General features: G+C 71.1%; 11 protein-coding genes. 10 read left to right on the top strand and 1 reads right to left on the bottom strand.

All coding sequences use genetic code 11. The features are described 5' to 3' along the window. The first annotated feature begins 49 nt into the window (after nucleotides 1-49). The 6 genes from AB0L25_RS23450 (at nucleotide 50) to AB0L25_RS23425 (ending at nucleotide 7,259) form a co-directional block, all read left to right on the top strand. Entirely contained in the window at nucleotides 50-457 is a 408-nt protein-coding gene (locus AB0L25_RS23450; RefSeq protein ID WP_500174794.1) for a hypothetical protein, read from the top strand. A 50-nt stretch (nucleotides 458-507) separates the two neighbouring features. Beyond that, the gene (locus AB0L25_RS23445) at nucleotides 508-1,710 is read left to right on the top strand and encodes a thiolase family protein (RefSeq protein ID WP_500174793.1); all 1,203 of its coding nucleotides are present in this window, start codon (nucleotides 508-510) and stop codon (nucleotides 1,708-1,710) included. After that, nucleotides 1,707-3,797, top strand: coding sequence for a 3-hydroxyacyl-CoA dehydrogenase NAD-binding domain-containing protein (locus AB0L25_RS23440; RefSeq protein WP_500174792.1), 2,091 nt, complete (start codon nucleotides 1,707-1,709; stop codon nucleotides 3,795-3,797). The genes AB0L25_RS23445 and AB0L25_RS23440 overlap by 4 nt, the downstream gene beginning before the upstream one ends. A 189-nt stretch (nucleotides 3,798-3,986) precedes the next feature. Beyond that, on the top strand, nucleotides 3,987-5,453 hold the full coding sequence (locus AB0L25_RS23435; RefSeq protein WP_500174790.1) for an amino acid permease: 1,467 nt from the start codon (nucleotides 3,987-3,989) through the stop codon (nucleotides 5,451-5,453). 48 nt (nucleotides 5,454-5,501) lie between these two features. After that, on the top strand, nucleotides 5,502-6,857 hold the full coding sequence (locus AB0L25_RS23430) for an FAD-dependent oxidoreductase (RefSeq protein ID WP_500174789.1): 1,356 nt from the start codon (nucleotides 5,502-5,504) through the stop codon (nucleotides 6,855-6,857). A 114-nt stretch (nucleotides 6,858-6,971) separates the two neighbouring features. Next, nucleotides 6,972-7,259 (top strand): hypothetical protein, encoded by a 288-nt coding sequence (locus AB0L25_RS23425; protein WP_500174788.1) that lies wholly within the window; start codon nucleotides 6,972-6,974, stop codon nucleotides 7,257-7,259. Between the two features lie 152 nt (nucleotides 7,260-7,411). On the opposite strand, the gene dxs is transcribed toward AB0L25_RS23425, so the two are convergent. Next, nucleotides 7,412-9,331 (bottom strand): 1-deoxy-D-xylulose-5-phosphate synthase, encoded by a 1,920-nt coding sequence (gene dxs, locus AB0L25_RS23420; protein ID WP_500174787.1) that lies wholly within the window; start codon nucleotides 9,329-9,331, stop codon nucleotides 7,412-7,414. Nucleotides 9,332-9,514: 183 nt separating this feature from the next. Here dxs and idi point away from each other — a divergent pair, with 183 nt between their 5' ends. The 4 genes from idi to AB0L25_RS23400 all read left to right on the top strand — a co-directional run bounded on the left by idi (nucleotide 9,515) and on the right by AB0L25_RS23400 (nucleotide 13,226). Next, nucleotides 9,515-10,093, top strand: coding sequence for an isopentenyl-diphosphate Delta-isomerase (gene idi, locus AB0L25_RS23415; RefSeq protein ID WP_500174786.1), 579 nt, complete (start codon nucleotides 9,515-9,517; stop codon nucleotides 10,091-10,093). Nucleotides 10,094-10,204: 111 nt separating this feature from the next. Next, a complete protein-coding gene (locus AB0L25_RS23410; RefSeq protein WP_500174785.1) occupies nucleotides 10,205-11,518 on the top strand; it encodes an ABC transporter substrate-binding protein in 1,314 nt (437 codons plus the stop codon). Next, the gene (locus AB0L25_RS23405; RefSeq protein ID WP_500174784.1) at nucleotides 11,515-12,408 is read left to right on the top strand and encodes a carbohydrate ABC transporter permease; all 894 of its coding nucleotides are present in this window, start codon (nucleotides 11,515-11,517) and stop codon (nucleotides 12,406-12,408) included. The genes AB0L25_RS23410 and AB0L25_RS23405 overlap by 4 nt, the downstream gene beginning before the upstream one ends. Further along, on the top strand, nucleotides 12,405-13,226 hold the full coding sequence (locus AB0L25_RS23400; protein ID WP_500174783.1) for a carbohydrate ABC transporter permease: 822 nt from the start codon (nucleotides 12,405-12,407) through the stop codon (nucleotides 13,224-13,226). Before AB0L25_RS23405 ends, AB0L25_RS23400 begins: the two co-directional genes overlap by 4 nt. The last annotated feature ends 208 nt before the right edge of the window (nucleotides 13,227-13,434 follow it).

The following is a 13,434-nucleotide window of genomic DNA, read 5'->3' as shown; positions in this document are numbered from 1 at the left end:
GTGCGTCCGGGCGCACCGCCGGGGACGTCCGGGTGCCGATAATCCGGGCGTGTCCATGCATACGAGTCATCCGGTGGAGGACGCGCGGCTGGTGCGGGCGCTGCGCGCGCGGCGGCCCGGGGCGGTCGGCCGCGTCTACGACCTCCACGGGCCGGAGCTGATCGCGTACGCCGAGGAGCTGCTCGGCGACCACGACCGGGCGGTCGAGGCCGTCCGGTCGGTGCTGCTGGCGCTGCGGGACGCGGCGGAGGCGCCGCCGCCGGGCGAGCTGCGGGAATGGCTGCGCGGGCGGGTGCGGAGCGAGTGTCAAGGCCCTGTCCTGCGGATACGTCTCCAGGTGGTAATGATCGGCATCATGCTCGGGGCCGTGCTGGCGGGCGGGGTGCTGGCGGCGCTGGACGCCCGGGAACGGGCGCCGGCGCCCCCGGCGCCGGCCACCCGGATCAGTAGTTACTGACGAGTAGCATTGGGTGCGACCACCGAGCCCAGACCAGGGAGGACGCACCCGTGCCTCGCACCGCACGCGACGTCGTGTTCGTCGACGGCGTACGCACGCCGTTCGGCAAGGCCGGCCCCAAGGGCCTGTACGCGGAGACCCGGGCGGACGACCTGGTCGTCCGCGCGATCCGTGAGCTGCTGCGCCGCAACCCGTCCCTCCCGCCGGAGCGGGTGGACGAGGTCGCGATCGCCGCCACCACCCAGACCGGCGACCAGGGCCTGACCATCGGGCGGTCCGCCGCCGTGCTGGCCGGGCTGCCCAAGAGCGTCCCGGGTTACGCCATCGACCGGATGTGCGCGGGCGCGATGACCGCCGTGACGACGTCCGGCGCGGGCATCTCGTTCGGCTCCTACGACGTCGCGATCGCGGGCGGCGTCGAGCACATGGGCCGGCACCCGATGGGCGAGGGCGTCGACCCGAACCCGCGGTTCCTCGCCGACAAGCTCGTCGACCCGTCCGCCCTGGTCATGGGCTCCACCGCGGAGAACCTGCACGACCGGTACCCGCAGATCACCAAGGAGCGCGCGGACGCCTACGCGGTGCGCAGCCAGGAGAAGGTCGCCGCGGCGTACGAGGCCGGGAAGATCCAGCCCGACCTGGTGCCGACGGCCGTCCGGTCGGTGGAGCACGGCTGGGGCCTGGCGACGGCGGACGAGCCGCCCCGCCCCGGCACCACGATGGAGAGCCTCGCCGGGCTGAAGACGCCGTTCCGCGTGCACGGCAACGTGACGGCGGGCAACGCCGCCGGGCTGAACGACGGCGCGACCGCGTGCCTGCTGGCCGCCGAGGACGTCGCCCGCGAGCTGGGCCTGACGCCGAAGATGCGGCTCGTCGACTTCTCGTTCGCGGGCGTGGAGCCCGAGGTGATGGGCGTCGGGCCCGTCCCGGCGACCGAGCGGCTGCTGGCCCGCAACGCGATGACCATGGACGACATCGGCCTCATCGAGATCAACGAGGCGTTCGCCGTGCAGGTCCTCGCGTTCCTGGAGCACTTCAAGATCGCCGACGACGACCCGCGGGTGAACCCGTGGGGCGGCGCGATCGCGCTCGGCCACCCGCTGGCGTCGTCCGGCGTCCGCCTGATGAACCAGCTCGCGCGGCTGTTCGAGGAGCGGACGGACGTCCGCTACGGACTGACCACGATGTGCGTGGGCATGGGCATGGGCGGAACCGTCCTCTGGGAGAACGTGAACTGGGAGGGCGCCAAGTGAGCGCGAACATCAAGGACATCTTCGCCGACGAGGTCGTCACGCACGCGCGCGTCCGCGACGTGACGCTCCCGTACGGGGCGGGCACCCTCGCGCTGATCACGCTCGACAACGGGCACGACCACACCAAGCCCAACACGTTCGGCCCGAACGGGCTCGCCGAGCTGGACGCGGCGCTCGACGCGGTCGCGGCACGCGACGACATCGCGGCCGTCGGCGTCACGGGCAAGCCGTTCATCTTCGCGGTCGGCGCCGACCTCAAGGGCGTGCCGCTCGTCCGCACCCGCGAGGACGCGCTGGCCATCGGCAAGCTGGGGCACGACGTGTTCCGGCGGCTCGGGGAACTGGACGTCCCGTCGTTCGCCTACTACAACGGCGCGGCGATGGGCGGCGGCGTCGAGGTCGGCCTGCACTGCACCTACCGGACGATCTCGGCGGGCGTCCCGGCGTTCGCGCTGCCGGAGGCGTTCCTCGGGCTGGTGCCGGGCTGGGGCGGCACCTACCTGCTGCCGAACCTGATCGGTGCGGAGAAGGCGCTCAAGGTCGTCATCGACAACCCGCTCGCGCAGAACCGGATGCTGAAGGCGCGGCAGGCGTTCGAGCTGGGCATCGCCGACGCGATCTTCGACTCGGCCGACTTCCTCGAGGAGTCGCTCGCCTGGACGGCGCGGGTGCTGAAGGGCGACGTCGTCGTCGACCGGCCCGCGGTCGACACAGGCAAGGCGTGGGACGACGCGATCGCGGGCGCCCGCTGGAACCTGGAGGGCAAGCTGCACGGCGCGGCGCCGTCGTTCACCCGCGCGCTCGACCTGGTCGCCGCCGCCAAGGACCGGACGCGCGACGAGGGCTTCGCCGCCGAGGACGAGGCGCTCGCCGACCTCATCATGAGCGACGAGCTGCGCGCCGGCCTGTACGCGTTCGACCTGACGCAGAAGCGCGCGAAGCGGCCCGCCGGGGCGCCGGACAAGGCGCTCGCCCGCCCGGTCACCAAGGTCGGCGTGGTCGGCGCCGGGCTGATGGCCTCGCAGCTCGCGCTGCTGTTCGCGCGCCGCCTGGAGGTCCCGGTCGTCCTGACCGACCTCGACCGGGAGCGCCTGGACAAGGGCGTCGGGTACGCGCACGGGGAGATCGACAAGCTGCTCGGCAAGGGCCGCGTCTCCCCCGACAAGGCGAACCGCCTCAAGGCGCTGATCACCGGGTCGCTCACCAAGGACGCCTTCAACGACGCCGACTTCGTCATCGAGGCGGTGTTCGAGGAGATGTCGGTCAAGCAGAAGGTGTTCGCCGAGCTGGAGGACCACGTGTCCCCCGAGTGCGTGCTCGCGACCAACACCTCGTCGCTGTCGGTGACAGAGATGGCGTCGAAGCTGCGGCACCCGGAGCGGGTCGTCGGCTTCCACTTCTTCAACCCGGTCGCCGTGCTGCCGCTCCTGGAGATCGTCCGCGGCGACCGGACGGACGACGCCGCGCTCGCCACCGCGTTCGCGACGGGCAAGCGGCTCAAGAAGTCGTGCGTGCTGGTGAAGGACGCCCCGGCGTTCGTCGTCAACCGCGTCCTGCTGCGGCTGCTCGCGGAGATCGTCCGGGCCGTGGACGAGGGCACGCCGATCGAGGTCGCCGAGCGGGCCGCCGCGCCGCTCGGGCTGCCGATGCCGCCGTTCGTCCTGATGGGGCTGGTCGGCCCGGCGATCGCGCTGCACGTCAACGAGACGCTGCACGGCGCGTTCCCGGACCGGTTCCCGCTCTCGGACAACCTCGCGAAGCTGGTCGCGGCCGGCAAGTCCGGCGTGTACCGGCCGGACTTCACGCTCGACCCCGAGGTCGTGGAAATCTTCGCGGGCGGCACGTCGCCGTCCACCGAGGAGCAGGTCCTCGCCCGGGCGCTGGACGCGCTGGCCGACGAGATCCGGATCATGCTGGACGAGGGCGTCGTCGCGGCGCCCGAGGACATCGACCTGTGCATGATCCTCGGCGCGGGCTGGCCGTTCCACCTCGGCGGCATCACCCCGTACCTGGACCGCGCGGGCGTCTCCGAGCGGGTCACCGGGCGCCGGTTCCTCGAACCGGGCGTGGCCTCGCTGCCCCGCTAGCCCCACCGGCCGCCCGTCCCGTTCAGGACGCGGCGGATCGCACGGAAGAGGCGTCCCGAACACGTTTCGGGACGCCTCTTTCCCGGCATACCACCACGTCACGGGCATCCTTCGGTTTCGGCTGATCATAATTCGCGTTCGAGCGGGCATAGCCCCGACGACGATCGGACCGCCCCGGGGAGCCGAAGCATGAGCCTGCTGCGCAAGAAATCGGTCGAGCAGTCGATCCGCGACACCGAGGATCCGGAACACCGGCTCCGGCGGGGCCTGTCGGCCCTCGACCTCGTCGTGTTCGGCGTCGGCGTCATCATCGGCACCGGCATCTTCGTGCTCACCGGCGTCGTCGCCCGCAACAACGCCGGTCCCGCGGTCGCGCTCTCCTTCATCCTCGCCGCCGTCGTATGCGGGCTCGCCGCGCTCTGCTACGCCGAGTTCTCCTCGACCGTCCCGGTCGCCGGCTCCGCCTACACGTTCTCCTACGCCACCCTCGGCGAGTTCCCCGCCTGGATCATCGGCTGGGACCTCATCCTCGAACTGACGCTCGCCGCCGCCGTCGTCTCCGTCGGCTGGTCCGGCTACTTCGCGTCCCTGCTCAGCGACGCCGGCATCGACATCCCCGAGTCGATCGCCGCGCCGCCGGGCGAGGGCGGCGTCGTGAACGTCCCAGCGATCGCGCTCGTCCTCGCCGTCACCGTCCTGCTCGTCCTCGGCATCAAGGTGTCGTCGCGGGTCAACGCCGTCGTCGTCGCCATCAAGGTGACGATCGTCCTGCTGGTGATCTTCGCCGGGCTGTTCTACATCAAGGGCGACAACTACGACCCGTTCATCCCGCCGTCGCAGTCGACGCCCGAGGCGTCCGGCGTCGACGCGCCGCTGATGCAGGTGATCTTCGGCATCACCCCGGTCAACTTCGGCTGGCTCGGCATCTTCTCCGCCATCGCCGTCGTCTTCTTCGCCTACATCGGCTTCGACATCGTCGCGACCACCGCCGAGGAGGCCCGCCGCCCCCAGCGGGACCTGCCGATCGGGCTGATCGGGTCCCTCGTCATCACCGCGATCCTGTACGCGGCCGTCTCCGCCGTCGTCGTCGGCATGCAGAAGTACACACAGCTGAACGTCGACGCGCCGCTCTCCCACGCGTTCGAGTCCGTCGGCGCGCCCGCGTTCGCCACGATCATCAACGTCGGCGCGGTCGTCGGGCTCACGTCCGTCGTGCTCATCCTCCTGCTCGGGCAGAGCCGCGTGTTCTTCTCGATGAGCCGCGACGGCCTGCTGCCCCCGTTCCTGTCCAGCGTGCACCCGCGCTTCCAGACGCCGTACCGCTCGACGATCCTGATGGGCGTCCTCGCCGCGGCCATCGCCGGGTTCATCCCGCTCACCGAACTCGCGACGCTCGTCAACATCGGGACCCTGTTCGCGTTCGTCGTCGTCTCGCTGAGCGTCCCGATCCTGCGCCGCACCCGGCCCGACCTGCCCCGCGCGTTCCGGACGCCGTTCGTCCCGATCGTCCCGATCCTGTCGGTGCTCGGCTGCCTGTTCGTGATGATCAACCTGCCACTGGAGACCTGGTACCGGTTCCTGGCGTGGATGGCGATCGGCGTCGTCGTCTACTTCCTCTACGGACGCGGGCACAGCCGCCTCGCGCGGGCCGAGTGACCTGTCTCACGGTGTTCAATGAATGAGACGGTGTGCACAATGGCCCGCATGGCTTCTCCTGCGCGAGTCGCGGTGATCGGGTCCGGCCCTGCGGGCATCTACGCCGCCGAGGCCCTGGTGAAACAGGCCGACGGCGACGTCCGGGTCGACGTGTTCGACCGGCTGCCGACGCCCTACGGGCTCGTCCGGTACGGGGTCGCCCCCGACCACACGTCCATCAAGTCGATCGCGGGGTACCTCCAGCGAGTGCTGGAGAACCCCGCCGTCCGGTTCTTCGGCTGCGTCGAGCTGGGCCGCGACGTCACCCGCGCCGACCTGCTCGGCTGCTACGACGCCGTCGTCTACGCGACCGGCGCGATGGTCGACCGGCACCTGCGGATCCCCGGCGAGGACCTGCCCGGCAGCGTCGCCGCCACCGACTTCGTCAACTGGTACTGCGGGCACCCCGACGCCGCCGACCAGGAGTTCGACCTGTCCGTCGAGGAGGTCGCGGTCATCGGCGTCGGCAACGTCGCCGTCGACGTCGTCCGCATCCTCGCCAAGACCTCGGACGAACTGCGCTCGACCGACGTCCCCGAGCACGTCATCGAGGCCCTCTCCCGCAGCCGCGTCCGCCGCGTCCACATGATCGGCCGGCGGGGCCCCGCGCAGGCGAAGTTCACCGTGAAGGAGGCCCGCGAACTCGGCGAACTCGCGAACGCCGGCATCCACGTCGACCCCGCCGACATGGAGCTCGACCCCGCGAGCGCCGAACTCGCCGAGAACGACCGCAAGGTCCGGGGCAACATCAAGGTGCTCAACGCCTGGACGGCCGAGCCGCCGGACCGCCCCCGCCGCATCGACGTCCGGTTCTGGCGCGCCCCCGCCGAGATCCTCGGCACCGACCGCGTCGAGGGCCTGAAGCTCGAGAAGACCCGCCTCGACGAGAACGGCCGCGTCACCGGGACGGGCGAGCACGAGACGCTCCCCGTCGGGATGGTGCTGCGCTCGGTCGGCTACCAGAGCGTCCCCCTGGACGGCGTCCCGTTCGACGAACGCTCCTTCGTCGTCCCCAACGAGGGCGGCCGGATCATCGGCCCGGACGGCGCGCAGGTCCCCCGCGAGTACGTCACCGGCTGGATCAAGCGCGGCCCGACCGGCGTCGTCGGCACGAACAAGTCCGACGCCGCCGAGACCGTCCGCAACCTCCTCGCGGACCTGCCCGCCGACCGCACCCCGCCCGAGCACACCGTCGAGGAGCTCCTGGAGTCCCGCGGGCTGCCCGTCGTCACGTACGCCGACTGGCTCAACCTGGACGCCGCCGAGATCGCCCTCGCCCGCACGCTCGACCGCGGCGACCGCGTCAAACTCGGCCGCTGGGAGGCGATGACGTCCGCCTGCCGCAACAAACCGTCCGCCGGGTAGTGACGGGAGAGTGACCGGGGCGCTACGGTGCCGCCTGTGACCGGCGGTCCAGAACTGTACGGGTTCCCCCCACCCGAGTCTGTGCCCGACCTGAGGTGGCTAGGTCCCGACTACGTGTCCGTACTCGTGCATGACCTGACGCGAGGGCTCCTCCGCCAGGATCCCCGCACGTCCGTCATGGGCGTCCGCTGCGAGGGCGCCCCCGACCTGCGTCCGGCGGTGGACCACGCGGGCGTCATCCGCGCCCACGACGCCTGCTTCCCGCTGCAGGTCTACGTCCAGGACGGCGCCGGCCGCCTCTGGATGCTGCGCGGCCGCTGGACGTACGCGGGCCGCGAACTGGGCACCGCGGCCGCGTCCGTCCGCCACTTCTGGCAACTCCTCTCCGCCGAAGGCGGCTGACCCACCCGAGCCCCAACCAACCCGACACCCCACCCCAAGCCCGCCCACCCCACACGAACCCAGCGCCCCGAGCCGGGGCACCCCACCACCAGCGCGGCGGCAGGGCGCCCCGCGCCCAGAGGGCGTGCAAGACGGGTCGAGGCCGGGCGGGGTCAGTCGGTGGTGGGGGCCGGTTCGTGGTCGTCCAGGGAGGAGATGCGGGCCACGGATTCGGTGATGTCGCGGGCGAGGGCCTGGGGGGTGAGGCCGATTTCGGTGAGGATCTCGGCGCGGGACGCGTGGTCGAGGAACTCCTGCGGGATGCCGAACGTGCGGACGGGCACGTCGACCTCGGCGTCGCGCAGGAGGCGGGCGACGGCGTCGCCGACGGCGCCGGTGCGGCCGTTGTCCTCGGCGACGGCGACGAGCGTGTGGTCGCGGGCGAGGTCGAGCAGGGCCGGGTCGAGGGGCTTGACCCAGCGGGGGTCGACGACGGTGACGCCGATGCCCTGCGCGGCGATGAGGGTCGCGGCCTCCATCGCGGGGGTGGCCATCGCGCCGGCGGCGACGAGGAGGACGCGGGTGCCGTTGGAGCCGTCGTGGCGGGCGAGGACGTCCATGTCGCCGGCCTTGTCGATGGCCTCGATGTCGTCGGCGGCGGGGCCCTTCGGGTAGCGGATCGCGGTGGGGCCGTCGGAGACGGCGACGCACTCGCGGAGGAGTTCGCGGAGGCGCGCGCCGTCGCGGGGGACGGCCATGCGCAGGCCCGGGACGAGCTGGAGGATCGACATGTCCCACATGCCGTTGTGGCTGGCGCCGTCGTCGCCCGTGACGCCGGACCGGTCCAACGCGAACGTGACGGGCTGCCGGTGCAGCGCGGTGTCCATCAGGACCTGGTCGAACGCGCGGTTGAGGAACGTGGCGTACACGGCGACGACCGGGTGCAGGCCGCCCATGGCGAGGCCCGTGGCGGACGTGACGGCGTGCTGTTCGGCGATCCCGACGTCGTAGACGCGGTCGGGGAACGCCTCGGCGAAGGGTGCGAGGCCCGTCGGGTACAGCATCGCGGCGGTGATGGCGACGACGTCGCGGCGCTCGCGGCCGATCGCGACCATCTCGTCGCCGAACACCTTGGTCCAGGCGGTGCCGCCCTTCTTGGGGAGGAACTTGCCGGTCTCGGGGTCGAACGCCCCGCCGCCGTGCATGCAGTCCTCGGTGTCGTTCTCGGCGGGGGCGTAGCCGCGGCCCTTGGTGGTGATGCAGTGCACGATGACCGGGCGGCCGAAGCCGCGGGCGCGGCGGAGCGCCTTCTCGACGGCGTCGACGTCGTGCCCGTCGATGGGGCCGACGTACTTCATGCCGAGGTCCTCGAACATGGCCTGCGGCTGCAGGACGTCCTTGAGGCCCTTCTTGATGCCGTGCAGCGTCTCGTAGGCCATGGAGCCGACGACGGGGGCGCGGGGCACCGTCTTCTTGATGAGGTCGAGCGCCTGCTCGTAGCCCTGCGTGACGCGCAGGTCGGCGAGGTGGCCGGCGAGGCCGCCGATGGTGGGCGAGTAGGAGCGGCCGTTGTCGTTGACGACGATGATGACGGGGCGGTCGGCGGCGCCGGCGATGTTGTTGAGCGCCTCCCAGCACATGCCGCCGGTGAGGGCGCCGTCGCCGACGACGGCGACGACCGCGCGGTCGTCCTCGCCGCGGAGCTGGAACGCCTTGGCGAGCCCGTCGGCGTACGACAGGGCGGTCGAGGCGTGCGAGTTCTCGATGACGTCGTGCTCGGACTCGGCGGCGCTCGGGTAGCCGGAGAGGCCGCCGCGGCGGCGGAGCTTCTCGAAGTCCTGCCGGCCGGTGAGCATCTTGTGGACGTAGGCCTGATGGCCCGTGTCGAAGAGGATCTTGTCCTTGGGCGAGTCGAAGACCCGGTGCAGCGCGATCGTCAGTTCGACGGCGCCGAGGTTCGGGCCGAGGTGACCGCCGGTCTTGGACACCGCGTGGACGAGGAACTCGCGGATCTCTTCCGCGAGCCGAGACAGCCGAGCGGCGTCCAGTCGCTTGAGGTCGTCGGGGTCCTTGATCGACTCCAGCAGGCTCACGCGATTTCAACTCCTCATGGGGGACGACGGGCTCCCCTGGCTCGGGCCGTTCCGAGTCTAATCCCGGTTCGATCGCTACGTGCCGGAGGGAGTCTCCCCCGCGGGTGCGAAACCGCTCACCAAAGGTGAGGTCACCGGGTCGAACGGCCTTTCCGCGTGAGGGGGATGGGGTAGGAAGAACCCATGGTCGAGGAAGAGATCGTACTGCTCAACGCGGACGACGAGGCCGTGGGGACGGCCCCGAAGGTCGCGAGCCACCATAGCGAGACGCCCTACCACCTGGCTTTTTCGTGCTATGTGGTGGACACGGACGGTCGCGTGTTGATCACACAGCGTGCGCTCGGCAAGCGGACGTTCCCGGGCGTGTGGACGGGGAGCTGCTGCGGGCACCCGGCCCCCGGGGAGAAGCTGCGGGACGCGGTGCAGCGCAGGCTGCGGGACGAACTGGGCATCGGGGGCGCGGCGCTGACGTCCGTCCTGCCGCGGTTCCGGTACCGGGCGGTCGCCGAGGACGGGACGGTCGAGCACGAGCGGTGCCCGGTGGTGCGGGCGACGGTCGCGGCGGGCGGGGCCGTCGCGCTCAATCCGGAGGAGGTCGAGGCGGCGGAGTGGTGGTCGTGGGACCGCTGCCTGGAGCTGACGGGGCGGCCGGAGTCGTCGCCGTGGTACCGGCTGCAGATGGCCGAGCTGGCGCCGCTGGGCGCGCCGCTCGACTGGCCGGACGCGGGGGCGGGTCCGCTGCCGCCCGCGGTCGGCTGGTGATCCGCCGCCCGTACAGGCCGATGTAACCGCGCGGTCACTGTTTCGTACGGGTGTTGACGGTGTTGATCACCGAGCAGACGCTTGTTTCTCGGGCGACCGAAGGGACGGGCGATGTTCGGACGTACTCGAAGGAACGCCTCCGGCCGGGGCCGGACGACGTCGTTCGCCGCGGCCGCGCTGGCCGGTGTGCTGGCCCTCGCGGGCTGCGGCGGCGACGGCGGCTCGAACGACAGCTCCGAGGTCGAGGTCTTCTCGTGGTGGACGGGGCCGGGCGAGGCCGAGGGGCTGACGGCGCTGCAGGCCCTGTTCGAGAAGCAGAACCCGGGAACGAAGTTCGTCAACGCGGCGATCGCCGGAGGGTCCGGCACGCAGGCCAAGGCGGTGCTGTCGAGCCGGCTCCAGAACCGCAAGCCGCCGGACTCGTTCCAGGGGCACGCGGGCGCCGAGCTGCTCGACTACATCAAGGCCGGGCAGATCGAGCCGCTGAACGACTTCTACGACGAGAACGGGCTGCGGGACGTCTACCCGAAGCAGCTCCTCGACCAGATCACCTACAAGGGCAGCATCTACTCGGTGCCGGTGAACATCCACCGGTCGAACGTCCTCTGGTACAACCCGGGCATCCTGGAGGACGCCGGCGTCGACGGGCCGCCGGAGTCGATCGACGCGTTCATCGAGGCGCTGAAGGCCGTGGACGCCGAGACCGACAAGGTGCCGCTGTCGCTCGGCGCGCAGTGGACGGCCGACCACCTGCTGGAGAACGTCCTGCTCGGCTCGCTCGGCACCGAGGCGTACAACGCGCTCTGGCAGCCGGGGGCGAACTGGGACACCCCGGCGGTCGGGGCCGCCCTCGACGACTTCGCCGAGATCATGAAGTACACGACGGCCGAGGCCGCGTCGACCGACTGGCAGGGCGCCGCGAAGGCCGTGGTGGACGGCCGCGCCGCGTTCAACATCATGGGCGACTGGGCGTACGGCTACTTCGTGAACCCGGCCCCGAACGGGCTGGCGAAGAAGCAGGGCACGGACTTCGACCACGCGCCCGCTCCCGGCACCGACGGCACGTACATGTGGCTGTCGGACAGCTTCACGCTCCCTGAGAACGCGCCCCACCGCGGCGGCGCCCTCGCCTGGCTGAAGACCGTCGCAAGCAAGGAGGGCCAGGACGCGTTCAACCCGAAGAAGGGCTCGATCCCGGCGCGCACGGACGGCGACAAGTCGCTCTACAAGGGCTACCTGGAGTACGCCATCACCGAGTGGAACAAGCCCGGTATCAAGCTCGCGGGGTCGTTCTGGCACGGCGTGACGGCGAACAACAAGTGGCACACCGACATCGACACGGCGGTCGGGCTCTTCCTCCAGCACAAGGACCCGGCGAAGCTCCGGCAGGCGCTGGTGCAGGCGGCGCGGAACAGCGGGCAGTGAAGGCGCGCCGCGTCCGGCGGTGGCTGCCGGGCCTGCTGCTGATCTCGCCGTCGGTCGTGGCGATCGGCCTGTTCGTCTACGGGCTGATCTTCTGGAACACGAGGGTCGCGCTGAGCGGCAAGCACGACGAGGTGTCCCCGCTGGGGTTCGACGGCGGGAAGAACTTCGTCGACCTGTGGGACCAGCCGAGCTGGCCGGGCGCGGTGCGCAACGCGCTGGTGTTCACGGCGGTGTTCGTGCTGGGCGCCCTGCTGCTCGGCGCGTTCCTCGCGTTCCTGATGGACAAGGGCGTCCGGGCGGAGGCGGGGTTCCGCGTCGTGTACCTGTTCCCGATGGCGGTGTCGTTCATCGCCGCGGGCGTGGTGTGGCGGTGGCTGCTGAACCCGGCGCCCGCGGAGCGGGCCGTCGGGCTGAACCAGCTGTTCCACGACACAGGGCTGGGTGCGCTGGCGAACACGTGGTGGCAGCACCCCGACTGGGGCATGGCCGCGATGGCGCTCCCGGCGATCTGGCAGATGTCCGGTTACGTCATGGCGCTGTACCTGGCCGGGTTCCGCGGCGTCCCCGAGGAGCTGCGCGAGGCGGCCCGGGTGGACGGCGCGTCCGAGTGGAAGGTGTACCGCTACGTCGTGTTCCCGCAGCTCCGCCCGGTGACGCTGTCGGCGCTGATCATCCTCGGGCACATCTCGCTGAAGGTGTTCGACCTGATCATGGCGATCGCGGGCAAGCAGATCATCACCTACGTCCCGGCCGTCGCCGCCTACGTCGAGATCTTCGACCGGCACGACCCGGCGAACGGCGCGACGATCGCCACGTACCTGCTGGTCGCGGTCGCCGTGCTCGTCGTCCCGTACCTGGTGTGGACGGTCCGGCAGGAGCGGGCCCGGTGAGCCGCGCGCTCCGGTTCGGCCGCCCGGCCGTCCTGCTGCTGTTCGTCGTGCTGTTCCTGATGCCGGCGTACGTCCTGCTCGTCACCAGCTTCAAGCCGCTGCAGGAGGCCGGGCCCGCGACCGCGTGGAACCTGCCCGAGCAGTGGAGCACGTCCGGCTGGACGGCCGCGTGGGACGAGCTGCGCCCCGGCATCGTCAACAGTTTCCAGATCGCGATCCCGGGCGCGGCGATCTCGGCGGTGCTCGGCTCGCTGAACGGCTACGTGCTGTCGAAGTGGCGGTTCCCGGGGGCCGACGCGGTCTTCACGCTGTTCCTGTTCGGGATGTTCATCCCGTACCAGGCCGTGATGATCCCGCTCGCGGGCCTGCTCACCGACATGCAGATCGTCGGGACGATCCGGGGGCTGGTCCTCGTGCACGTCGTCTACGGCATCCCGATCTGCACGCTGATCTTCCGCAACTACTACGTGTCGATCCCGGACGAGCTGATCGAGGCGGCGCGCGTGGACGGCGCGGGGATGCTTCGGACGTACGCGTCGGTCGTGCTGCCGCTGTCGGCGCCCGCGTTCGCCGTGACGCTGATCTGGCAGTTCACGTCGATCTGGAACGACTTCCTGTTCGCCGTCTTCCTCGGCGCGCCCGACTCGTGGCCCGTCACGGTGATGCTGAACAACACGGCGGGCTCGGGCGCGGTCGCCGTCCAGTACAACGTGCAGATGGCGTCGGCGCTGCTGGCGTCGCTGCCGACGATCCTCGTCTACCTGCTGCTCGGGCGGTTCTTCATGCGCGGGCTCATGGCGGGCGCGCTCAAGGGGTGAACGTGCGTCCTGGGGCGTATCCCCCTCTTCGCGTTTGTCACTCGCGCACAGTTGTTCCGTCAACCACTTTGCGTTCTCGCGCGTCACACAGATGATCGAGATGGATCGGGCATGACCGAGCCGCTCACCTCCTCCGTTGGCGCAACCGCCCCGATGCGCCTAGCCTCTCGGGCATTGCCGCGCGGCGTCCCCGCCGGAGACGAAGCCG

It is taken from the genome of Spirillospora sp. NPDC052242, from assembly GCF_040679555.1.
Lineage (GTDB): Bacteria > Actinomycetota > Actinomycetes > Streptosporangiales > Streptosporangiaceae > Spirillospora.
This window is presented reverse-complemented; position numbering and strand designations above follow the sequence as displayed.